The 21,744-nt window shown below is 71.9% G+C and carries 20 protein-coding genes and 1 tRNA gene; 13 read left to right on the top strand and 8 right to left on the bottom strand.

Features of this window, described 5'->3' with window-relative positions; all coding sequences use genetic code 11:
- Positions 1 to 35 precede the first annotated feature (35 nt).
- Entirely contained in the window at positions 36 to 1,670 is a 1,635-nt protein-coding gene (locus IF17_RS0122230) for an MFS transporter (protein WP_032772397.1), read from the top strand.
- Positions 1,671 to 1,692: 22 nt separating this feature from the next.
- On the opposite strand, the gene IF17_RS0122225 is transcribed toward IF17_RS0122230, so the two are convergent.
- Genes IF17_RS0122225 through IF17_RS0122215 form a run of 3 tightly spaced genes read right to left on the bottom strand, consistent with a single transcriptional unit; the run spans position 1,693 to position 3,257 of the window.
- The gene (locus IF17_RS0122225) at positions 1,693 to 2,289 is read right to left on the bottom strand and encodes an HAAS signaling domain-containing protein (protein ID WP_030568627.1); all 597 of its coding nucleotides are present in this window, start codon (positions 2,287 to 2,289) and stop codon (positions 1,693 to 1,695) included.
- Positions 2,286 to 2,660, bottom strand: coding sequence for a PadR family transcriptional regulator (locus tag IF17_RS0122220; protein ID WP_015609040.1), 375 nt, complete (start codon positions 2,658 to 2,660; stop codon positions 2,286 to 2,288). Before IF17_RS0122220 ends, IF17_RS0122225 begins: the two co-directional genes overlap by 4 nt.
- A gap of 45 nt (positions 2,661 to 2,705) precedes the next feature.
- On the bottom strand, positions 2,706 to 3,257 hold the full coding sequence (locus tag IF17_RS0122215; RefSeq protein WP_030568624.1) for an ATP-binding protein: 552 nt from the start codon (positions 3,255 to 3,257) through the stop codon (positions 2,706 to 2,708).
- A gap of 167 nt (positions 3,258 to 3,424) precedes the next feature.
- On the opposite strand from IF17_RS0122215, the gene IF17_RS0122210 reads away from it, so the two are divergent.
- From IF17_RS0122210 to IF17_RS0122200, 3 genes are all read left to right on the top strand, one after another.
- Positions 3,425 to 4,339, top strand: coding sequence for a helix-turn-helix domain-containing protein (locus IF17_RS0122210; RefSeq protein WP_030568621.1), 915 nt, complete (start codon positions 3,425 to 3,427; stop codon positions 4,337 to 4,339).
- Positions 4,296 to 4,421 (top strand): DUF397 domain-containing protein, encoded by a 126-nt coding sequence (locus tag IF17_RS1000000139870; protein WP_030568619.1) that lies wholly within the window; start codon positions 4,296 to 4,298, stop codon positions 4,419 to 4,421. The genes IF17_RS0122210 and IF17_RS1000000139870 overlap by 44 nt, the downstream gene beginning before the upstream one ends.
- A gap of 96 nt (positions 4,422 to 4,517) precedes the next feature.
- Complete coding sequence (locus IF17_RS0122200; RefSeq protein ID WP_030568617.1) at positions 4,518 to 5,174, top strand: DUF433 domain-containing protein; 657 nt, start codon at positions 4,518 to 4,520, stop codon at positions 5,172 to 5,174.
- A 228-nt stretch (positions 5,175 to 5,402) separates the two neighbouring features.
- On the opposite strand, the gene IF17_RS0122190 is transcribed toward IF17_RS0122200, so the two are convergent.
- The 3 genes from IF17_RS0122190 to IF17_RS0122180 form a co-directional block, all read right to left on the bottom strand.
- Positions 5,403 to 6,302 (bottom strand): coiled-coil domain-containing protein, encoded by a 900-nt coding sequence (locus IF17_RS0122190; protein ID WP_030568607.1) that lies wholly within the window; start codon positions 6,300 to 6,302, stop codon positions 5,403 to 5,405.
- Between the two features lie 239 nt (positions 6,303 to 6,541).
- Positions 6,542 to 9,124, bottom strand: coding sequence for an SUKH-4 family immunity protein (locus IF17_RS0122185; protein WP_425315174.1), 2,583 nt, complete (start codon positions 9,122 to 9,124; stop codon positions 6,542 to 6,544).
- A 5-nt stretch (positions 9,125 to 9,129) separates the two neighbouring features.
- On the bottom strand, positions 9,130 to 10,107 hold the full coding sequence (locus IF17_RS0122180) for an SMI1/KNR4 family protein (protein ID WP_030568603.1): 978 nt from the start codon (positions 10,105 to 10,107) through the stop codon (positions 9,130 to 9,132).
- A gap of 236 nt (positions 10,108 to 10,343) precedes the next feature.
- Here IF17_RS0122180 and IF17_RS0122175 point away from each other — a divergent pair, with 236 nt between their 5' ends.
- On the top strand, positions 10,344 to 10,877 hold the full coding sequence (locus IF17_RS0122175) for a YwqJ-related putative deaminase (protein ID WP_026242143.1): 534 nt from the start codon (positions 10,344 to 10,346) through the stop codon (positions 10,875 to 10,877).
- Between the two features lie 10 nt (positions 10,878 to 10,887).
- Positions 10,888 to 11,430 (top strand): SUKH-3 domain-containing protein, encoded by a 543-nt coding sequence (locus IF17_RS0122170; protein ID WP_030568601.1) that lies wholly within the window; start codon positions 10,888 to 10,890, stop codon positions 11,428 to 11,430.
- Positions 11,431 to 11,564: 134 nt separating this feature from the next.
- Here the strand turns inward: IF17_RS0122170 and IF17_RS0122165 are convergent, their stop codons facing one another.
- Positions 11,565 to 12,908: a sensor histidine kinase gene (locus IF17_RS0122165; RefSeq protein ID WP_030568599.1), complete on the bottom strand. Its 1,344-nt coding sequence runs from the start codon at positions 12,906 to 12,908 to the stop codon at positions 11,565 to 11,567.
- Between the two features lie 156 nt (positions 12,909 to 13,064).
- On the opposite strand from IF17_RS0122165, the gene IF17_RS0122160 reads away from it, so the two are divergent.
- From IF17_RS0122160 to IF17_RS0122130, 7 genes are all read left to right on the top strand, one after another.
- Positions 13,065 to 13,958, top strand: a complete 894-nt coding sequence (locus tag IF17_RS0122160) for a hypothetical protein (RefSeq protein ID WP_030568597.1) — start codon at positions 13,065 to 13,067, stop codon at positions 13,956 to 13,958.
- Positions 13,959 to 14,030: transfer RNA gene (locus IF17_RS0122155), tRNA-Gln, on the top strand.
- Positions 14,031 to 14,138: 108 nt separating this feature from the next.
- Complete coding sequence (glmU, locus tag IF17_RS0122150) at positions 14,139 to 15,587, top strand: bifunctional UDP-N-acetylglucosamine diphosphorylase/glucosamine-1-phosphate N-acetyltransferase GlmU (protein WP_030568596.1); 1,449 nt, start codon at positions 14,139 to 14,141, stop codon at positions 15,585 to 15,587.
- 119 nt (positions 15,588 to 15,706) lie between these two features.
- A complete protein-coding gene (locus IF17_RS0122145) occupies positions 15,707 to 16,684 on the top strand; it encodes a ribose-phosphate diphosphokinase (RefSeq protein WP_030568593.1) in 978 nt (325 codons plus the stop codon).
- 217 nt (positions 16,685 to 16,901) lie between these two features.
- Positions 16,902 to 17,495: a 50S ribosomal protein L25/general stress protein Ctc gene (locus IF17_RS0122140; RefSeq protein ID WP_030568591.1), complete on the top strand. Its 594-nt coding sequence runs from the start codon at positions 16,902 to 16,904 to the stop codon at positions 17,493 to 17,495.
- A gap of 116 nt (positions 17,496 to 17,611) precedes the next feature.
- Positions 17,612 to 18,205 (top strand): aminoacyl-tRNA hydrolase, encoded by a 594-nt coding sequence (gene pth / locus IF17_RS0122135; RefSeq protein WP_030568589.1) that lies wholly within the window; start codon positions 17,612 to 17,614, stop codon positions 18,203 to 18,205.
- A 113-nt stretch (positions 18,206 to 18,318) separates the two neighbouring features.
- Positions 18,319 to 18,810 carry a hypothetical protein gene (locus IF17_RS0122130; protein ID WP_030568587.1) on the top strand — a complete coding sequence of 164 codons (492 nt, stop codon included), beginning with the start codon at positions 18,319 to 18,321 and terminating at the stop codon, positions 18,808 to 18,810.
- A 52-nt stretch (positions 18,811 to 18,862) separates the two neighbouring features.
- Here the strand turns inward: IF17_RS0122130 and ppc are convergent, their stop codons facing one another.
- Complete coding sequence (gene ppc, locus IF17_RS0122125; protein ID WP_030568585.1) at positions 18,863 to 21,592, bottom strand: phosphoenolpyruvate carboxylase; 2,730 nt, start codon at positions 21,590 to 21,592, stop codon at positions 18,863 to 18,865.
- Positions 21,593 to 21,744: the final 152 nt, after the last annotated feature.

Below are 21,744 nucleotides of genomic sequence, written 5' to 3'. Positions count from 1 at the left end.
GCCCCGGGAGATACGTGCATAGGGAAGGAAACCCGGTGGGCGGCACGGAAGCCAAGGACGGTACGGGCGGCACGGACGGTAAGCGCGGTACGCACGGAACGGCCGGGCCGCCTCCCGCCGCCGCCCTCACCACCCCCCGCGGCCGTCGCCCCGTCGTCGCGGCCCTCATGCTCGGCATGGCGCTGGCCGCCATCGACGGCACCATCGTCTCCACCGCCGTACCCCAGATCGTCGGCGACCTCGGCGGTTTCACCGTCTTCTCCTGGCTCTTCTCCGGCTATCTGCTCGCCGTCACCGTCACGCTCCCGGTGTACGGGAAGCTCTCCGACACCTTCGGCCGCAAGCCGGTCCTGATCGCCGGGATCATCCTCTTCCTCGTCGGCTCCCTGCTCTGCGCCGCCGCCTGGAACATGGGCGCACTGATCGCCTTCCGCGTCATCCAAGGCCTCGGCGGCGGCGCCCTCCAGGGCACCGTCCAGACCATCGCCGCCGACCTCTACCCCCTGAAGGAACGTCCGCGCATCCAGGCCAAGTTGTCCACCGTCTGGGCCACTTCGGCGGTCGCCGGACCGGTCGTCGGCGGGCTGCTCGCCGGGTACGCCGACTGGCGGTGGATCTTCCTCATCAACCTGCCGGTCGGCGCGATCGCCCTCTGGCTGGTCGTCCGCCACCTCCATGAGCCCGCACGCCCCCGGCCGAAGACCCGTCCCCGTATCGACTGGGCGGGCGCCCTGGCCGTCTTCGCGACCGGCACCCTGCTGCTCACCGCGCTCGTCCAGGGCGGGGTCGCCTGGCCCTGGCTCTCGGCGCCCTCGCTCGGCCTGTTCGCGGCGAGCGCGGCGCTGGCGGCCCTGACCGTCGTCATCGAACGACGGGCGGCGGAACCGATCATCCCGGGCTGGGTCTGGCGCCGCCGCACCATCGCCTCGGTCAACCTGGCGCTGGGCGCGATGGGGCTGCTGATGGTCGCGCCGACCGTCTTCCTCCCGACGTACGCGCAGTCGGTCCTCGGCCTCGGCCCGATCGCCGCCGGGTTCGTGCTCTCGGTGATGACCCTGAGCTGGCCGGTCTCGGCGGCGCTCTCCGACCGGGTCTACAACCGCATCGGCTTCCGGCTCACCGCGATCATCGGCATGAGCGCCGCCCTGCTGATCCTGCTGGCCTTCCCGCTGCTCCCCTACCCCGGTGAGCCCTGGCAGCCCGCCCTGATCATGCTGCTGCTCGGCGCGGCCCTCGGCCTCTTCCAACTGCCCCTGATCGTGGGCGTGCAGTCGACGGTGGGGTGGGCGGAGCGCGGTACGACGACGGCGTCCGTCCTCTTCTGCCGCCAGGTCGGCCAGAGCATCGGCGCGGCCGTCTTCGGGGCCGTCGCCAACAGCGTGCTGGCCGCCCGCCTCCTCGACGCGCCCGCCCCCGGACTCCCCGACGACCTGGACGCGGTCGCCCGCACGCTGGAGGACCCGGGGGCGCTCTCGGCGGCGGCGACGGACCACCTGCGGCGGGCGGTGGACGCGGCGGTGGACTACGTCTACATCGGCGCGGCCGGAGCCGCCGCGCTGGCCCTGCTCGCCCTCGTCGTCCTCGCGCCACGCCGCTTCCCGGTCATCAGCGAGGCGGTCAGCACCGAGACGGGCAGCACCGAGACGGGCGATTCCCCCGACCCGAGGTAGAAGCCGGCCCGGCGGCGACGCCTCAGACGCGGCGGACCCGCCAGAGCCACGCCGCCGTCGCGGACGCCAGGACGAGCACCGCCAGGTTGGCCGCGAGGGCCGGGCCGCCACCCTCCGGCCCGCCCTCGGACAGGTTCCAGACGGTCATGGCGACACTCGGCAGGCCGAAGGTGAGCAGGAAGCCGATGACCTTCCGGCTTGCGGTCCAGTGCACCGAGGTGCAGAGAAGGACCGCGCCGGTGATGCGCACCAGGCCGCCGACCAGCGGACCGCCGTCGTCGGGGAAGGCGATCCCGAAGAGCTGCGCGAGGGCCAGCATCAGGAGCGGAACCAGGGGGTGCACCTTCCCGCGCCGGACGGGTGCGCCGGATCCGCCCCAGGCCGGGCCCGGGGCGGCGGTGCTCCCCGACTCGGCCAGCGCCGTGGCCGCGATGGTCCGGGGGTCGCCCAGCTCCGCGAGGATCTCGCCGATGACGGCGTCGGGGCGCTCGGCGCGCGTCACCTCGATGTGTTCGGAGAGGTCGGCGAGGAGTTCCTGACGGCGGTCGGCGGGAAGGGCGGAGGCCTCGCGCTCCACGGCGGAGAGATAGTCGCGTACGGGGTCCTGAGAGGTCTTCATGCGAGGTCTCCGGTGGAAGGGTGCGGGGTGGCCAGGAAGGTGTCGACGGCGTCGCGGAAGCCGGGCCAGACACGGGTGAACTCGTCGAGCGCGGCCCGGCCGCTGTCGGTGAGCGCGTAGTAGCGGCGGGGCGGCCCGGAGGCCGACTCCTGCCAGGTGGTGGTGACCAGGTCGTCCCGGCGGAGCCGGGAGAGCAGCGGGTAGACCGTGCCCTGGCTGGTGGCCAGGGCACCGGACTCCTCCAACGCCTGGAGGAGCTCCACGCCGTAGCGGGGGCGGTCGCGCATCAGAGCGAGTACGCAGTACTCCAGGACGCCCTTGCGCAGCTGGGCGGCCGCCCGGGCCTGCTTGGTCGAATCACCTGGTTCCATGCGATGCAAGATACCTGGTCGAACAAGTGGATGAGAAGGGGGCCCTCATTCCGCCGAAGCCTCCTGGGGTCGTACGGAAGCCTCCTGGGGCCGCCCGGCCGCCACCTCCGCCCACACGGTCTTCCCGATCGGGTTCCGGGGCTCCCACCCCCACCGCGCCGCCAGGCACTCCACCAGGAACAGTCCACGCCCCGACTCCCGGTCACCCGGCGGCAGCACCGGCTCCTGCGGCGTCCGGCCGAGCCGGGCGTCCGAGACCTCGATACGGAACCGGCTCGCGGCCCCTTCGTAGTCCACCCGCACCGCGAACTCCCGCCCCGGCAGCGCCCCGTGGCGCACCGCGTTGGCCGCCAGCTCCGCCACCACCAGCGCCACCGTGCACGACACGTCCGTCATCGGCCCGAACCCCCACTGCCCCAACTGCCGCACCACGGCGTGCCGCGCCTCCTGCGCGCCCTGCGGCGTGGAGGGGAACTGCCGGGACAGCGAGCCGTACATGTTGCCGTTCAGCCCGAAGCCGCGCGGGATCGGCGGGTCCTCCTGTCGCCCGTCGGTCTCCGTCGCCGCCGTCGTCCTCTTGCCGCTCATGCCGGTCATCCGCTCGCTCGACGCTCCTCACGTCACCCACACGTGCGGGCTCCGTGACGTTCCGTACTCAAGAGTCGGCCGTCCGCCCTAGCCTCGAAAGGTGACAGCGCCTTACCTCGCAGGCCGTAAGAAACGGAAGTAACGCCGTGGCCAAAGCAATTGACCCGCAGGCCTCCATGGCCGCCCTCTTCGGCACCCGCGTACGCAAGCTCCGCGAGGCGGCCGGACTCACCCAGACCGAAGTGGGTGCCCGCACCCACGTGGTCGGCAGCCGCATCACCCAGATCGAACGCGCGACCGGAGCGAAACCGACGCTGGAGCTGACCCGGTCCCTGGACCGGGAGCTGGTGGCGGACGACTTGTTGATCGACCTGTGGCCGTTCGTACAGCGAGAGGCCTTTCCGGACTGGTCGCAGGCGTTCATCGCCTACTCGGCCCGGGCCAGGGTGATCCGCGAGTACGCCTCGCACGCCGTGCCAGGCCTGCTGCAAACCCCGGAGTACGCGCGGGCGTTGCTGAGCGTCGGCTACTCGCTGCGGGACGCCGAGCATCTGGAGGAACGTGTCACGGCCCGGCTCGACCGCCAGAGGCGGCTCACCGGTCCGGACCGGCCGCACCTGTGGATCATCCTCGACGAGGCCGTGCTCCGCCGGCCGGTCGGTGGAAAGGCGGTGATGCGCGGCCAGTTGGAGAAACTGCTCCGGTTGGCCGAGGAGCCCGACATCACCCTCCAGGTGCTGCCGTTCGACCAAGGCGAGCACGGCTCGCTGGGCGGCTCCCTCACCGTGCTCGTCATGCCGGACGGCTCCGAAGTGGCCTACACCGAGGGCGCGCACAACGGTCAGCTGACCGAGGAACCGGACGAGGTCGAACGGTTCGTTCTGACCTACGATCACCTCAGGGCGATGGCGCTCCCGCCGCTGATGTCGCTCGAACTGATCCGATCCGTGCTGGAGGCCGATTACCGTGGAAGCCGCGTCCCGTCCCGACCTGACCGCCGCCGCCTGGCGCAGCAGCAGCTACAGCAACCAGGAAGGCGGCAACTGCGTGCAGGTGGCGGACGGATTCCCCGGCGTCGTCCCCGTCCGTGACAGCAAGAGGCCGGGCGGCCCCGCACTCATCCTCCCCGCCACCGCCTGGACCGCCTTCATCAGCGGGATCGCCACCCGCTGACCGCCACTCGCCGGGCGCTCGGTCCGGGATGTGTCCGCGGCCGGGCGCTGGCAGGCTGGTGTGCAACGATGCGGCATCGTCTACGGGAGGTGGATCATGGTCGACAGATTTACGGACGGGCTTCTGACGCCCGCCGAGACGTCCTCGTACCTGGAGATCCCGTATTCGACGCTCACGAGCTGGCTGAACGGAAAGGCCGCCGGCGCCCCGCTGATCCACGCCGTCGAACCCACGCGCAAGAGGCAGCCGTCCATCCCCTTCATCGCGGTGGCCGAAGCCCACGTCCTGCGCTCCCTGCGCACCCTGGGCCTGCGGATGAGCGAGATCAGGGAGGCGGCAGCAGCCGTACGGGATGCCTTCGACACTCCGTACGGTCTTGTCTCGAAGCGCATCGCCACGGACGGCGTGGACATCTTCGTCGAGCACGGCCTCGGAGACCTGCGCAGGGCCAGGGACGGCCAGGCCCCGATCCAGGAGGTCGTGGCCCAGTACCTCCGCTATCTGACGTGGGAGGCGGACGACGACTTCCCCTCCAGCCTCCAGCTGAGTCAGTACGGGGAGACCGTGCCCGTCGTGATCGACCCGCGCTTCGGCCGCGGGCTGCCTGTGGTCGCGGCCAATCGTGTCCCGGTCCAGGCCATCACCGATCTGTGGGAAGCCGGCGAGACCGTCGAGGACATCGCGTACGACTTCGATATGACCCCGGAGCAGGTGGGCGCTCTCTGCGAAGCCGTGGTGCAGCTTGCCGCCTGAATTCTTCCTCGACCGCAACCTCGGGCGTCGCCTGGCCGACGGGCTGCGGGAACGCAGCTCCCGAGCATCCGGATGGTCGAACGGCTCCACACCCACCGCACAGCGAACCATCAGGCGATCGCCAAGGGCGGCCCGTCCGCCTACGCCGTGCGGCACGATCGCATCGAACGTACCTGGCCGTGAGCGGGCCCCTCCCTCGCGCGGACCCGGACGGCCCGCGCGGGACCCTCAGTCCTCCCCCGCCCCCGCCGTCACCCGCCCCGTCAGCGCCGCCAGTGAGCTGCGGACGTGCGCCATGTGCGCCTGGACCTCCTCGCGGCCCTCCTCGTGCTCCCGCAGCACGCGCTCGGTCTCGCGGACGATCCGCTCCTCGCGCACCCGGGCCTCCGACAGGATCTCGGCCGCCCGCGCCTCCGCGTCCTCCTGGCCGTGGCGGGCCGCCTCCCGGGTCTCCGCCAGCGCCCGGGACGCCTCCGCGAGCAGCGCCTCCGCCCGGTCGGTCAGCTCCTTGTGGCGCGCCTCCGACTCCGCCTCGGCCGCGGCGATCTCGGCCTCGGCGGCCTGGTGGCGCTCCGCGTGCTCCTGGTCCTGGTGGGACAGCACACTCGCCGTACGGCTCCGGGTCTGCGCCATGGCCTCCTCGGCCGCCCCGCGCACCTCCTCGGCCTCCTTGCGGGCCGCCGCGAGCACGCCCTCGGCCTCCCGGACCGCCTCGGCGACCCGCTCCTCCGCCGCCGCCACGGCAGCGGCCCGCACCGCGTCCGCCGCCTCCCGTGCCGCGTCCGCCAGCGCGCGGCCCTCGGCGTCGGCCGCGTCCGCCAGCTCCTGGCCCGCCGCCTCCGCGTCCGCCCGCAGGGAAGCCGCCTGCTCCTGTGCCAGCGCCAGAATGTGCTGCGCCCGCTCCCCCAGCTCCGCGTAATCCTGCTCGGGCAGCCCCGCCACGGTCTCCGCCAGCCGGGCCGCCTCCGCCCCAAGCTCCTGCGCCAGCCGCTCCAGCCGTACGACCTCGGCGAGCGCCCTCTCCCGCTCGGCGCTCCGCTCCGCCACCGCGCGGTCCACCTGCTCCGGACGGTAACCACGCCCCCGCACGCCGACGACGTCGAACGCGGACACCGGTCCAGCACTCATAGCCTGAAGCCCTTCTACGACATACGGATTACGGACACACGGACACGCAGGCGCACACGGGTCTCCCCGCGATACGTCAAGGATGCGGCAATTGGGGCCGGAAGTCGGAATCGATCAGGCGCTTTCAGGACGTAAAGCGACCGGCGTCACACGCCCGGTACGCCACGAGGCACCCGATCCGTCCCCGGACCGGGTGCCTCGTACAACCTCTGCCGACCTCTATCGGCCAGCGGTACGGATCAGAGCAGACCGTCCCACATCTGCTCCAGCAGCACCGACCACCAGCTCTCCGGCGACGCCAGCGCCGCCGGATCCAGCGCCACCAGCTGTGCCTGGAAATCGACGGTCCACCGGCCCGCCTGCTCCGGGGTCAGCCCGAACCGGAGCCGCCACATCCGGCCCAGCAGCGCCATCGACCGCACGAACTCCGGCAGCCCCGTGTTCACGAACTGCGGCGCCACCGACTGACCGCCCGGACCCGCCTCCACCGGCACGGCCACGATGTTCGCCGTCCCGTACTGGACACAGATCGCGCGCCCGAAGTCCGTACCCATCACCAGGTACGACCCCGCGTCCGGCGCCGCCTGCACCTGCCGCTGCGCCGCGAGCTCGCCCAGCGTCGGCACCACCGGCTGCCCCGGCTGCGCCCAGAAGAACGGCCCGAAATCGGCGGGCAGCCCCGCCCACACCAACGTACGGGCGACGATCTCGGGCACACCCTGACGCGACACCGCACGCTGGTCGAACCGCAGGATCCCCTGCGGACCGAACGCCTGGAGCAGCTCCTCGGCCACCGCCTCCGGCGGCAACGCCGGGGCGGGCGGCATCTGCGGCAGCGGCGCCCGCAGCGGAGCCGGCCGCGCCGGGCCGTCCGCCACCTGGTGCAGCTCGCCCTGGTGGGTGAGGAGGTGCTGCATGCCCTGCTGACGGCTCGCGTGATCGGTGCCGTACGGCGCCACGCTGGTGATCCGCACCTGCGGCCAGGTCTCCCGGATCATCCGGGCGCAGTACCCGCCCGGCAGCTCGCAGGACTCCAGCTCCGTGTGCAGCTCGATCACCTGCTGCGGCGGCACGTTCATCGCCCGCAGCTCGTGCAGCATCTGCCACTCGGGGTGCGGGGTGCCCGGCGCCGAACGCCGGATCAACTGCTGCTCACTGCCGTCCGGCGCCCGGAACCGCAGCACCGCCTGGTAGCCGGGGCCCACGGTCGGCAGACCGGAGGGCTGCTGCGGATAGCCGTACGCCGGGGGCGGCGGCGGGGTGTGCGGACCGGGAGCCGGCGGAGTGTGTACGGGACCGGGGGCACCGCCCTGCGGAACACCGGGCGGAGGTCCGGGAGGGCCGGGCGGGCCCGGGACCGGGATCGGGCCGGAGTTCGCGAACATCGTCTCCGCGTGGTGCACCCCGCCGGGGGGCGGCGTGGAGCCGGGCGGAGGTCCGGGGGGCCCGGGAGGACCGGGCGGGCCGGGGGGCTGCGGGGCGCCGGGGACACCGGGAGGGCCCGGGGGCAGCGGGGCGCCCGGGGCGCCGGGAGGGCCCGGCGGGCGGGGTGCGCCCGGAGCGGCCGGGACGCCCGCGCCGATGCTGCTGCCGTCGGCGAGCATCGTCGCCGCGTGGTGGACCCCGCCGCCCGGAGGGGGCGTGGAGCCCGGCGGCGGACCGGGAGGAGCAGGCGGCTGCGGGGCGCCGGGCGGACCGGGCGGCGGGGTGGCGCCGGGCGGGCCGAGCTGGGAGACGAGCTGCGTCGGGATGTACCCGCCCGCCGGAGCACCGGGCGCACCCGGGCCCGAGGGCGGCGGCGTCGCACCGGGGCGTACGCCGGGGATCCCGGGCGCACCGGGCGGCGGCGGGGTCGTCGGACCCGCGCCACGCGAACCGCGCGGGGGCACCACGGCCTTGCTGGTTGCCGCGTCCGCGATGTCCCCGGCGCCCTGGGAAGGCGGGTCGGCGGGCTTGAGTGCGGGCGCCACCTGCGTACGCGGGAGCTGGCTGCCTCCCGACATCAGCGCGGTCGGTGCCTCCGCCGACACCACCGGCGGCGGGGCCTCCTCGTCGTCCGTCCCCGACAGCGGCGGCGCGAACACGGTCGCGGGCAGCGGAACGGCCCCGTCGTCGGAGTCGGCGGAGTTGGTGTCCGTACCGGCCCACGGGGTCGCGTCGGCGGGCACGCCGTCGTTGGCGGTCGGCTCGTAGGCGCCACCCGCACCGCCCGAGCTGCCACCTGCGGCGGGCCAGGAGGGTGCGGGGGTGGCGTCGGCGGGCTCATCCGCAGGAGCGGGTACGGGCGTTCCGCCGGCCGTCCGGCCCGAGGCGGAAGCGGCGGAAGCGGCGGGAGCGCCGGGAGCGGCGGGAGCAGCCGAAGCCTCCCCGTCCGCAGCCGAAGCCTCCCCGTCCGCCGCAGCCTCCTCCTGCTCCGCCGCCGCCCGGCGCTCCGCCCGGTGGTCCGGGATTCCCAGCTTGTCCGCCGCCTCCTGGAGCCACTCCGGCGGCGTCAGCAGGAACGACGTCTGGTTCAGGTCCACCCGCTGCGGCGGCTCCGGCGCGGCGGCCGGCGCACCCACCGGGGTCCCGTACTCCTCCTCGTACCGCCGGATCACCTCACCCACCGGCAGCCCCGGCCACAACGTCGCCTCACCGCTGTCCCGGGCGATCACCAGCCGCTGACGGCCCCCGTCCGAGACGGGGCCCTCCGCGCGGTCCTCGGCCCACACCACGAAACCCAGCTCGAACTCACGGACCCGGACCTCACGGTGCTGGTACGCGGGCACGTCACCGTTGACCCACTCGTCCGCCCGCTCCTGCGCCTGCGCGAAAGTCACCACCGCGCTCACCCCTCCACCGGGACGGCGCGCGCGAAGCCGCCGTCCACCATCAGGTTCGCCACCGTCTCCAGCTCCGGCGGGTTGCCCGCCAGCCGCTGGAGGAAGGCGTCGAAGTCCGCACCGCAGGGCAGCAACAGCCGCTCCACGCGCTCCTGCACGCTCCAGCCGTCCTGGTCCCGGGCATCGTCGTACGGGCAGAACCACACCGAACCGACGTCCTGCCCGCGCACCTTCACGGCCAGGATCCCGCCCTGGACGAAGGCGACGCCCAGGTAGTCCTTGGTGAAGTGGTCCCGCAGACACTTGTTCACGTACACCAGGTCGTTGACGGCCGCCTCGTCACGCACCGTGAAGAACGGCTGGTCCACCAGCAGCCCCAACTCGGCGTCCAGCGCGGCCCCCACCGGGGCCGAACCGCCCGCCGCTTTGAGGAAGGAACGGTAGGCGCCCGGCAGCCGGTAACCGAGGTCCTCCTCGACGCCCTGGATCTGCTGCTCGCTCACCGCGACCGCGCCCTTGGGCAGCCGGAAATGCGCGGGGCGGGTCTCCTGCAACGGGCGCGTACCGCGCCGGTTCTGGTCCACCTCGGTCGTCGCCAGGCCGCCGTGGTGACGCAGCAGCGCCTTCACCTCGACCGGCACCAGCTCCATCCGCCGGCCGCCCGCCACGTGGTGCCAGGTCCAGCCGTGCGGCGTCGCGACCGCCGGAATCGTGTCCCACAGCTCATGGCCGGAGGCCGCCATCGCCGCGTTCGCCGACACGTAGTCGGTCAGCCGCAGCTCGTCGACACCGAACCCCTGCGGGGGGTCGGCGATCTCGGCGGCGGCCCGCGCGTACGGCGAGAAATCCGGATGGCCGCTGTCGCCCACGCGCACACCCCTGGGGTGGCGGGACGCCCGGACCGGGTCCGGGAAGTGCACGACCTGACCGGCATAGGCCGCGTTCGGTGGCGCGGCTTGCTGCCCGAGCCGACCTGTCGTCATGGCGGTTGCCCCCTGCTGCGTCTGGTGGTTCCGCACAGCCTAAGCGGTGGGGCAACAGGGGGTCCCGCCCCGCCGGTTCCGTCACCCACGGTCACATTCGCGTGACGGTGAGGCGACGGTCCGGCACCTTCCGGCGACACGCGCACACGTTTCCCCCACCCAGCTTCCCCACGACGTTGCACATTTGGCAGGCTGTCCCCGCAACTCGGGGGATTGCAGGGAGGGACGACCGCACCATGCATTCAGTACAAACAGTCACCAATGGCACATCCGGGGATCCGCGACTCAACTGGAGCAGCACCGAGACCAGCCGCACGCCTCACCTGCTCCACCGCCGCGACGGGATCCTCCCGGCCGTGGCCGCCGCGCTGTCCGTACGCGGAGAGACGCTCACCTGCACCGCCGGCAAGGGGGACCAGCCGCCGGCCCTGCACCCGCTCGTCCAGGACTTCCTCGACACCCTCACCAGCGGCCAGCGCGAACGCTTCACCGGCCGCTGCCCCGAAGCCATACTGCTCTCCCGGCAGCTCACCGCCACCGAGAGCGGCCGCTCCAAACGCGCCCAGCGAAAACCCCTGACCAACGGGGAAGCCCGCCGCGCGCTCAAACACTCCCGGCTCACCGCCCGCCGCATCCGCGAGGACGGCGACCCGCTGCACGGCAGCTACGCACCACCGTGCCGATCCTGCTCGGCGCTCCTCTCCCACTTCGGCGTACGCCCCGTCGACCTCACCACCACCGGCGCCGCGACCACCGCCGAGAAGGGCTGACCGCCCACCGATGCACGACCAGCAGCCGCACCCTCCGCACCTTCCGCCTCAGCAGAGGCCGCCGCACAACTCCACCCGCTTCCCCGTCGCCGTCGACGCCGCTCTGCGCGCGGCGGGATGGCAGCCCGGGCGCTGGGACATCCGGCAGGCCGAGGAGTGGGCCGACGCCCTGCGCGCCCACACCTCGCCCGCCGGGCACCGGCACGCGGTCTTCCCGGCGGCGGTGGAGGCCTGGGCGGAGTTCGGGGCCCTGCACATCACCGCGTCCGCACCGGGCCGGCAGATCGCGCCCGCCGCCGTACGCATCGACCCGCTGCACGGGCTGCACCTCGCCCGGACCCTGGGCGACCTGGGCCGCGCCCTGGAGACGGAGGTGGCCCCGCTGGGGGCGGAGGGCGAGGAGCAGGCGGTGCTCGCGATCGACACGGAGGGGCGGGTGTACGGGATCGACCACACCGGCGACTGGTTCCTGGGCCAGGACATCGACGAGGCCCTGGCAACACTGATCACCGGCACGCAACCGGTACGCCTGTCCAGCCCGACGGGGGCCTGAACCACTTTCGGCCCGTGGGGCGACCACCCCAGCCCGTCCGGCGTTTGAGGACGGAACCCTTGCTGGGGAGAGCGGCGCCCTTTGCCTGTCCGGGAAGTGATAGTGCCCGTTCGTCCCGAGCGACGGTTCCGTCCTCAAACGCCGGACGGGCTGGAATGCGGGCCGGAAACGTCCGGCAGCACCACCGACACCCGGAACCCACCCGCGTCCGTAGGACCGGACACGAACACACCCCCCAGCCCCAGCACCCGCTCCCGCATCCCCACCAGCCCGTTCCCCCCGCTCGGCAGCCCCGCATCCGCCACCGCCGCGTCCGAAGGACCGTTCTCCACCTGCATCGCGACCTCGGACCCCCGGTGCGCCAACCGCACCCACGTCTTCGCCCCCGCCGCATGCTTGTGCACGTTCGTCAGCGCCTCCTGCACCACCCGGAACGCCGTCTGCTCGACCTCGGGCGCGTACGGGCGCAGCTCGCCGTCCACCGACAGCTCCACCACCATCCCCGCCTGCCGCGACTGCGCCACCAGCGCCTCCAGCTCGCTCAGCCGGGGCCCGTCCTCCGACGCCGCCGCGGCCGCCGCAGCTGCCTGCCCCACCGCCGCCAGCGGAACCGCACCGCCACCCGCCGCCACCGGCGCGATCAACGCGTCACCGCTCCGCAGCACGCCGAGCATCTCCCGCAACTCCGTCAGCGCCTGCCGCCCCATGTCCCCCACCAGCGCCGCGTTCCGCACCGCCTTCGCCGGGTCCTTCGGGGCGACGGCCTGCAGCGCCGCGGCGTGGACCACCATCAGGCTCACCCGGTGGGCCACCACGTCATGCATCTCCCGCGCGATCCGGGTCCGCTCCTCCGTACGCGCCCACTCGGCCCGCTCCTCCGCCCGGTCCGCCAGCAGCGACAGCTCACGCTCCAGCGAGTCCGCCCGCTCCCGCAGGCTCTCCATCAACCGGCGCCGGGCCCCTATGTACAGGCCGAACAGCACGGCGGGAGCCGTCAGCCCCACCGCCATGAACACCGACACCAGCGGCACATACCAGTCCCCCGGCCCGAAATCGGCCTGCTCGGCGATGCTCTGGCGCAGCCGTACGTAGGTGACGATGAACGTCCCCACCAGCGCCATCCCCGCCAGCACGACGGTGATCCGGCGCGGCACCTCGGACGCCGCCAGCGTGTACAGGCCCACCAAGGCCATCAGGAAGCCCATCTCGGCCGGCGTCATCCCGATCGACACCAGCACCACGACGATCGGCCACCGCCGCCGCACCACCAGCACCGAACCCGCCAGCAGCCCGAACACCACGCCCACCGACACCGGCAGCCCGGTGTTCCCGGCGAACTCCACCCCCTCCAGGCCACACTCCAGCGCCGATACCAGCGCCAGTCCCACGTCCAGGGCGACACTGCGCCGCCGCTCCCACCACCAGTAGCCGCGGGTGGTCGATCCCGCCGCCTCCCGGTCTGCCCCCGTTGCGGTCATGGCATCCAGCCTACGGGCGGTCGCATCCCATTTTCCGGTGACCGGCAACAGCACGTTCCGCGTTCGAACGAGCACGAAACACACGCCGATCGCCTGAAATGGCGAATCGACCGCACTTTCGACCCGGACGTTCGCATTCCGGACGACGATCACCGTATGACGGAAACCACAAGCAAGTACGCCGACTTCGAGGGCTTACGCGCCCAGGCGGTGGCGCTGCGCCGGGAGGGGCTCAGCCGCCGCCAGATCCGCGACCGCCTCCACGTCGACAACAACGACCTCCTCAACCGCCTCCTCCAGGGCGAGCCCGCCCCGGAGTGGACGAAGCGGCCCAACGCCAAGGACGACGCACGGGAGAAGGCCCGCGAGCTGCGCCTCCAGGGCATGACGTACGACCAGATCCAGGTGGAGCTGGGGTGCTCCAAGGGGTCCATCTCGCTCTGGGTACGGGATCTGCCGAAGCCGGAGCGCAGCCGTAGCGCCATCGAGCAGGTGCGCCTCGCGGGACGCATGCGCTGGGACCACGAACTGGCGGTGCGCGACGCCGAGCGGCAGCGGACCAAGGCGGCCGCCCGGGACGAGACCGTCGCGATGTCGGACCAGGAGCTCTTCTACACCGGTGTCGCCCTGTACTGGGCGGAGGGAAGCAAGGACAAGGTCTACGACCGCCGCGAGAACGTCACGTTCATCAACAGCGACCCAGGCGTCATAGCCGTCTATCTGGCGTGGCTGGATCTGCTGGAAGTAGGGCGGAACCGCCTCTCCTACCGGGTGATGATCCACGAAACCGCCGACGTCCCGGCCGCCGAGCGCTACTGGGCCGACCTGGTCGGCATCGACGTGTCCGACCTCCGGAAGACCACCCTCAAGAGGCACAATCCGCAGACGATCCGGAAGAATGTGGGCGAGGCGTACCGGGGGTGCCTGGTGATCCGCGTGGCCAAGGGCGCCACCCTCTATCGCCGCATCGAAGGGTGGTGGTCGGGGATCGCCGAAGGGGCCACCTCCCGGCTCAAGGACGGTGATCGACCCGGTAGGGTTGAGGCGTGATCCGCCGTGGGGTAGCGGCATCCCGCAGGCCTTTGGAGCCTTGAGACGCTGGTTCGAATCCAGCCGGCGGAGCTCACGCATCGGGCCCCGACCACTCCGGTCGGGGCCCGCCCCCATTCCCCGCCGAAACACCCCCGGTATCCTGCGGATGACCACCACCCGAAGCCGAAGGGCACATCCGTGAGCGCAACCAGCCCGGCAGCCGTCGTCGTCCTCGCAGCGGGTGAGGGCACCCGTATGAAGTCGAAGACCCCCAAGGTCCTGCACGAGATCTCCGGGCGCTCGCTCGTCGGACATGTCGTCGCCGCCGCCCGGGAGCTGGACCCCCAGCACCTCGTCGTGGTCGTCGGGCACGCCAGTGAGCAGGTCACCGCGCACCTGAACGCCGGCGACGCCCCCGTGCGCACCGCCTTCCAGGCCGAGCAGAACGGGACCGGGCACGCCGTCCGCATGGGGCTCGAAGAGCTCGGCGGGTCCGTCGACGGGACCGTGATCGTCGTCTGCGGCGACACCCCGCTGCTCTCCGGCGAGACGCTCGGCGCGCTCGCCGCCACCCACGCCGCCGACGCCAACGCGGTCACCGTCCTGACCGCCGAGGTCCCGGACTCCACCGGCTACGGGCGCATCGTGCGCGACCCCGCCACCGGCGCGGTCACCGAGATCGTCGAGCACAAGGACGCCACCGACGAGCAGCGGGCGATCGCGGAGATCAACTCCGGGGTGTTCGCGTTCGACGGGTCGCTCCTGGCCGACGCGCTGGGCAAGGTGCGCACCGACAACAGCCAGGGCGAGGAGTACCTCACCGATGTGCTCTCCATCCTGCGTGAGGCGGGGCACCGGGTCGGGGCGTCCGTGGCGGGCGACCACCGCGAGATCCTCGGCATCAACAACCGGCTCCAGCTCGCCGAGGCGCGCCGGCTGCTGAACGAGCGGCTGCTGGAGCGGGCGATGCTCGCGGGCGTGACGGTGGTGGACCCGGCGTCCACGCTGATCGACGCGACCGTGACGTACGAGCGGGATGCCGTCGTGCATCCGGGGACGCAGCTGCTCGGGACGACGCATCTCGCGGAGGACAGTGAGGTCGGGCCGAACTCGCGGCTCAAGGACACCGTCGTGCACGCCGGGGCCCGCGTCGACAACTCCGTGACCGACTCGGCCGAGATCGGGGCGGGGGCCTCCGTCGGGCCGTACGCGTATCTGCGGCCGGGGACGCGGCTGGGGACGAAGGCCAAGGCCGGTACGTACGTGGAGATGAAGAACGCCACGGTCGGCGAAGGGACCAAGGTTCCGCACCTCAGCTACGTCGGTGACGCGACCATCGGCGACCACACCAACATCGGCGCGGCCAGCGTCTTCGTGAACTACGACGGGGTGGCCAAGCACCACACGACGATCGGCTCCCACTGCCGTACCGGTTCGGACAATATGTTTGTGGCACCGGTCACGGTCGGGGACGGGGTCTACACCGCCGCCGGGTCGGTCATCACGAAGGACGTCCCTTCCGGTTCGCTCGCCGTGGCGCGGGGCCAGCAGCGGAATATCGAGGGTTGGGTGGCCCGGAAGCGTCCGGGCAGCGCCGCCGCTCAGGCTGCTCAGGCGTCGTCGCAGGGAGCCGACGGCGAAAGCTGACCGGAAACAGGTGCGCCGGTGACGGCGTACCGTGATAGATGCTCACCCATTTCGGCTGGCTCGTTGCACATCGGGACCTATGCGTGCAGCGCCAGATACACGTCTGAGGAGACTGTGCTGTGACCGGGATCAAGACGACCGGCGAGAAGAAACTGATGCTCTTCTCCGGCCGCGCCCACCCCGAGCTGGCCGAGGAGGTCGCACATCAACTGGGTGTCGGTCTCGTGCCGACGAAGGCTTTCGATTTCGCCAACGGTGAGATCTATGTGCGCTTCCAGGAGTCGGCACGTGGCGCGGACTGCTTCCTGATCCAGAGCCACACGGCTCCGATCAACAAGTGGATCATGGAGCAGCTGATCATGCTGGACGCGCTGAAGCGCGCGTCGGCCCGTTCCATCACGGTGATCGTGCCGTTCTACGGGTACGCCCGTCAGGACAAGAAGCACCGTGGCCGTGAGCCGATCTCGGCGCGTCTGATCGCGGACCTGATGAAGACCGCGGGTGCGGACCGGATTCTCACCGTCGATCTGCACACGGACCAGATCCAGGGCTTCTTCGACGGCCCGGTGGACCACCTGTTCGCGCTGCCGATCCTGGCGGACTACGTGGGCGCGAAGGTCGACCGTTCCAAGCTGACGATCGTGTCGCCGGACGCGGGCCGCGTGCGGGTCGCCGACCGCTGGTGCGACCGGCTGGACGCGCCGCTGGCGATCGTGCACAAGCGCCGTGACAAGGACGTGCCGAACCAGGTCTCCGTCCACGAGGTCGTCGGTAACGTCGAGGGCCGGGTCTGTGTGCTGGTCGACGACATGATCGACACGGGTGGCACGATCTGCGCCGCCGCGGACGCGCTGTTCGCGCACGGTGCGGAGGACGTCATCGTGACGGCGACGCACGGTGTGCTGTCGGGTCCGGCGGCGGACCGGCTGAAGAACTCGAAGGTGAGCGAGTTCGTGTTCACGGACACGCTGCCGACCCCGGGTGAGCTGGAGCTGGACAAGATCACCGTGCTGTCGATCGCGCCGACGATCGCGCGTGCGGTGCGTGAGGTGTTCGAGGACGGTTCGGTGACGAGCCTCTTCGAGGAGCAGGGCTGACAGCAGGGCTGACCAGCTGAGATCGGTCTCCGCTGATCCACTTTGGGGTACGGCCTCCCCGCCGGGTAGACTCACCGAGTTGCTCGGCGAGGGAGGCCGTACCTGTGTGTACGGACACTCCGTTATCGACGCGCTCTTCGTAGCAGGCCTGTCGTGGGCCGGGTGACCGTTCGAGATCCGTTTCCGACGGTTCCGTCACCTGACGAGGAGTGCAACCATGGCTGAGATCAAGCTCGCCACCGAGGTCCGTACCGAGTTCGGCAAGGGCGCCGCCCGCCGTATCCGTCGTGCCAACCAGGTCCCCGCGGTCGTCTACGGCCACGGCGCCGAGTCGGTCCACATCACGCTGCCGGGCCACGAGCTGCTGCTCGCGCTGCGTACGGCCAACGTGCTGATCGGTCTGGAGATCGACGGCAAGGACGCGCTGGTCATCCCGAAGGCCGTGCAGCGTCACCCTCTCAAGGGCACCATCGAGCACGTCGACCTGCTGACCGTGAAGCGCGGCGAGAAGGTCAACGTCGAGATCGCGGTGCACGCCGAGGGCGACCTGGCGCCGGGCGCCAACCTGCTGGAGTTCGTGCAGAACACGCTGCTCGTCGAGGCCGAGGCCACCCACATCCCCGAGTCCGTGACGGTCTCCGTCGAGGGCCTGGACGCCGGTGACTCGATCGCCGCCAAGGACATCCCGCTGCCGAAGGGCTCCGTGCTCGCCGGTGACGAGGACTCCATCGTGATCCAGGTCGTCGCCGCGCAGGCCGAGGAGCCGTCCGCGGACGAGGCCGCCGCCGAGGCCGAGGGTGCCGAGGCCTGAGCCTCACGCCTCACCGTTCCACCTGCTTGACTGACGGGGTGGTGGTTCCCTTCCGGGGGAGCCGCCGCCCCGTTCGCCTGCCATCACCTGTTCCCGCACGAGGAGACCGAGCGCTGATGTCCGACGCCACCGACCCCTGGCTCATCGTGGGCCTCGGCAACCCCGGCCCCGAGTACGCGGCGAACCGGCACAACGTCGGGTTCATGGTGGCCGATCTGCTGGCGACACGGATCGGCGGGAAGTTCAAGCGGGCGCAGAAGGCGCAGGCGCAGGTGGTGGAGGGGCGGATCGGTCCGCCGGGTCCGGGGAGCCGGCGGGTGGTGCTGGCGAAGCCGATGTCGTACATGAATCTGTCCGGTGGGCCGGTGACGGCGCTGCGGGACTTCTACAAGGTGCCGACGGATCACATCGTGGCGGTCCATGACGAGCTGGACATCGATTACGGGATGCTGCGGCTGAAGCTGGGCGGCGGGGACAACGGGCACAACGGGCTGAAGTCGATGACGAAGTCGATGGGTCCGGATTATCACCGGGTACGGTTCGGGATCGGGCGGCCGCCGGGGCGGATGCAGGTCGCGGATTTCGTGCTGAAGGATTTCGGGTCGGTGGAGCGCAAGGAGCTGGCGTTCCTGGTGGACCGGGCGGCGGACTCGGTGGAGTGTCTGCTGGCGGAGGGGCTGGAGCGGGCGCAGAGCGCGTACAACTCCTGAGCCGCGGCCTTTTCGCTCCTGCCGTGCGCAACTCCTGACATTCCTGTCCCCCTTGGGGTGTTTTTCGGCCACAGGTTGACCGGGGGCTGTGCTCTGGCCAAGGATCTGCCCCCATGAAGCGGAGCTCTTCCCAGCGTGCGGCGCTCGTGGGCCGTCGGACGGCGCTCGTGGGCCGTCGGACCGCGATGGGGCTGGTGGCCCTGGTGCTGCTGGCCGCGGGGGTGTGGTCGTCGTGGGGTACGGCGCACCATGTCGTGCTGGCCCAGGGGCGTGAGCACGGCACGTTGACGGTGACGGAGTGCGGTGAGGAGACCTGCACCGGCCGGTACGAGCCGGACGCGACGTCGGCGGCGCGGGCGCGGGTGACGGTGGAGAGGTCGGTCGCGGCGGGGAAGGGTGACCGTTTTCCGGTGGTGGTGAAGCCCGGTACCGATGTGGTGGTCCGCACGGGGGTGCCGGGCCTTCTGCATGCGTGGATGCCGCTCGGCGGGGCGATGGTGCTGGCCGGGTTCGTGATCGGCGGCGGGCTGCGGATGCCGCGTACGGCGTGGGGGGTCGGAACGGCGGGGGCGGCCCTGCTGGCGGCGACGTTCGTCGCGCTGTAGCAGGGCCGCCCGTTCATGCGTACGTACGGCTCCATGCGTACGTACGGCGTACTCAGCCGGTGTTGCGCAGGCCCGCCGCGACACCGTTGACGGTGAGCAGGAGGGCGCGGGCGAGCAGCGGGTCGGGGGTTTCGCCGCGCTCGGCGGCCTGGCGCTGGCGGGCCAGCAGGGAGACCTGGAGGTAGGAGATCGGGTCCAGGTAGGCGTCACGGATGGCGAAGGTCTGCTGGAGCACCGGGCTGGTGCCGAGGAGTTCGGTGGAGCCGGTGACCTTGAGGACTTCCTTCACGGTGAGCGCGTGCTCGGCCTCGATGGCGTCGAAGACGTGCTTCAGCTCGTCGGGGACGAGCGTGTCGACGTAGTGCCGGGCGATGCGCAGGTCGGTCTTGGCGAGCGTCATCTCCACGTTGGAGAGGAAGTTGCGGAAGAAGTGCCACTGCTCGTGCATCTCGTCGAGGACGGTGTCGAGTCCGGCTTCGCGCAGGGCCTTGAGGCCGGAGCCGACGCCGAACCAGCCGGGGACGATCTGCCGTGACTGGGTCCAGCCGAAGACCCACGGGATGGCGCGGAGGCCGTCGAGGGAGACGCCGGAGCCGGGGCGGCGGGAGGGCCGGGAGCCCAGGTGGAGGTCGGCGAGCTGGTCCACCGGGGTGGAGGCGAGGAAGTAGGCCGGGAGGTCGGGGTCCTCGACGAGCTTGCGGTAGGCGTTGTGGGCGGCGTCGGAGACGGTGTCCATGGCCGCGTCCCAGCGGGCGAGGGCCTCGTCGGACTGGCGGGGGGCGGTGTGCAGGGCGGAGGCCTGGAGGGTGGCCGCGACGGTCAGTTCCAGGTTCTCGCGGGCGAGGGCGGGGATGAGGTACTTGTCGGAGATGACCTCGCCCTGCTCGGTCACCTTGATCTCGCCCTCCAGAGTGCCCCAGGGCTGGGCGAGGATCGCGTCGTGGGAGGGGCCGCCGCCGCGGCCGACGGTGCCGCCGCGGCCGTGGAAGAGGCGCAGGCGTACGCCGTAGCGGTGGGCGACGTCGCGGAGCCGGCGCTGGGCGCGGTGGATCTCCCACTGGCTGGTGGTGATGCCGCCGAACTTGGAGGAGTCGCTGTAGCCGAGCATGACTTCCTGGACGTCGCCGCGGAGCGAGACGAGGCGCCGGTAGGAGGGGTCGGCGAGCATCTCGTCGAGGATGGTGTCGGCGGCCTTGAGCTCGTCGGTGGTCTCCAGGAGCGGGACGATGCCGATCTTGGCCCAGCCGGCGTGGAGGTCGAGGAGTCCGGCCTCGCGGGCGAGGACGGCGGCGGCGAAGACGTCGTCGGCGCCCTGGCACATCGAGATGATGTAGGACTCGATGACTTCGGGGCCGAAGCGCTCGAAGGCTTCCTTGATGGTGTGGAAGACGCCGAGGGTCTTCTCGCCGTCCGCGTCGAGCGGGGCGGGGGTGGGGGCGAGGGGCCGGCGGGAGCGGAGCTCCTTGGCGAGGAGCTTCTGCCGGTATTCGCGGGGCATGTCGGCGTAGCGCCAGGACTCCTCGCCGAGGCGGTCGAAGAGCTGGCCGAGCGCGTGGTGGTGGGCGTCGGCGTGTTCGCGTACGTCCATGGTGGCGAGCTGGAGGCCGAACGCGGCGAGGGTGCGGATGGTGCGGTCCATGCGGCCGTCGGCGAAGAGGCCGCCCTTGTGCTCGCGCAGGGAGGTCTGGATGAGTTCCAGGTCGGCGATGAGCTGGGAGGTGCCGAGGTAGTCGCAGCCGGGGCGGTGGGGGGTGCCCTTGGCGAGGCGCTCGCGGGTGTTGACGAGCTTCTGCCGGATGCAGGTGGCCTTGAGGCGGTAGGGCTCCTCGGCGTTCAGCCGCTTGTAGCGGGGGCTGATGTCGGGGAGGCGTTCCAGGTCGGCCTGGAGGGAGGTGAGGAGCTCGTCGGTGGCTCCGGTGTAGCGGATGGAGTTGGAGAGCAGGCCGCGCAGGTAGTCGATGAGTTCGAGTGCGTCGGTGATGCCGTGCTCGTGCTGGAGGATCAGGACGTCCCAGGTGACGGCGGGCGTCACGTTGGGGTTGCCGTCGCGGTCGCCGCCGATCCAGGTGCCGAAGGTGAGGGGGCGGGTGCCGGCGGGGAGTTCGACGCCGACGCGCTCCAGTTCGGCGGCGAGGTCTTCGAGGACGTCGCCCACCGCGTTGGCGTGCAGCTCGTCGAGGTAGTAGATGGCGTTGCGGGCCTCGTCGGCGGGCTCCGGGCGGACGACACGGAGTTCGTCGGTCTGCCAGATGAGGTCGATGTTCTCGGCGAGCCGGAGGTCGTGGCGGCGGCGGTCGGCCTCGATGACCGGCGTCTCCAGGAGCTCGGCGATGCGGCGGAGCTTGTTGAGGACCGAGCGGCGGGCGGCCTCGGTGGGGTGGGCGGTGAAGACCGGCCGGACGTTCAGGTTCTTGACGGTGGCACGCAGGTGCTCGGGGTCGGCGTCCTTGAGCCGGTCGGCGGTGCGGGCCAGGAGCCCGCCCTCGGCGGCGCGGCGGTCGCGCATCTCGTGGGCGCGGTGGACCTGCTCGGTGACGTTGGCGAGGTGGAAGTAGGTGGAGAAGGCGCGCACGAGCTGTGCGGCGGTCTCCAGGTCGGTGTCGCCGAGGAGCGCGGCCGCCGCTTCGCCGTCGGTGCGGGTCAGGGCGCGTACCCGCTCGACGAGGTCGAGGAGTTCCTGGCCTTCCTGGCGTACGAGGGTCTCGCCGAGGAGGTCACCGAGGCGGCGGATGTCGGCGCGCAGCTCGGGGCTGGCGGCGGGGGTCTGGTCGGCACTGCTCACAGTGTGCGGCTCCTTGCAGTGAATGAGGAGGTGCGTCGCTCCGGCGTCTCCCGGTGGCGGTGCTGCTGGGTGGTGGGAGGGCGCTTGGCGGGGTACGGGGCCCTGCGGCAGGCAGCGGTGCTGTTGCCACGCCCCGACGAGCGGGTGCGGAC

The organism is Streptomyces cyaneofuscatus (assembly GCF_000718135.1).
Lineage (GTDB): Bacteria > Actinomycetota > Actinomycetes > Streptomycetales > Streptomycetaceae > Streptomyces > Streptomyces cyaneofuscatus.
This window is presented reverse-complemented; position numbering and strand designations above follow the sequence as displayed.